General features: G+C 64.1%; 2 protein-coding genes. Both read right to left on the reverse strand.

Translation table 11 applies throughout. The features are described 5' to 3' along the window. Window positions 1–378: beta-ketoacyl synthase N-terminal-like domain-containing protein (locus tag F0Q45_RS26595; RefSeq protein WP_149656662.1), on the reverse strand; the 378-nt coding region annotated here is incomplete at its 3' end. A 90-nt stretch (window positions 379–468) separates the two neighbouring features. Continuing rightward, the coding region (locus tag F0Q45_RS29810; protein WP_262491207.1) for a hypothetical protein at window positions 469–571 on the reverse strand (103 nt) is incomplete at its 5' end.

Consider the following 571-nt stretch of genomic DNA (forward strand, 5'->3'; position numbering starts at 1 on the left):
CCGCTGCTGGGGGTCCATCGCCAGCACCTCACTAGGCGCTATCCCGAAAAATTCGGCGTCAAAACCTGCGACATCGGTCAGAAACCCACCGCTACGGGTATAGGACTTGCCGATCGCATCTGGGTCCGGATCAATCAGGTCCGCTAGGTCCCAGCCCCGATTCGCCGGAAACTCCGACACCACGTCACGGCCGGCGGCCACCATCTCCCACAGGCCCTCAGGGGTATCAATGCCGCCCGGGTACCGGCAGCCCATTCCCACCACCGCTACCGGCTCCGTGTTCTGGGCCAGATAGGCGCGGTTTTCCCGTTTCAGCCGCTCGTTTTCTTTGAGTGCCGTGCGCAGCGCCGTGATGAGTTGTTCCTTAGTGCTGTCCATACCACGCGGCCCTCCGTGCTACTCAACGAAGCGGCGCGACAGACATGTGGGCTTCGCATTCCCCGGACCGAGCAGAGCGGCCACGTCGGATCAGTGCCAACGCAGCAGCACTAGCTCGGAGCAGAAGCCGGGGCCCATCGCGATCATCAGCCCGGGGCTTCCGCTGGGTGGCGGTTTGGCGATGGTGTCGCGC

This window comes from Mycobacterium simiae, from assembly GCF_008370645.1.
Classification (GTDB): Bacteria; Actinomycetota; Actinomycetes; order Mycobacteriales; family Mycobacteriaceae; genus Mycobacterium; species Mycobacterium simiae_A.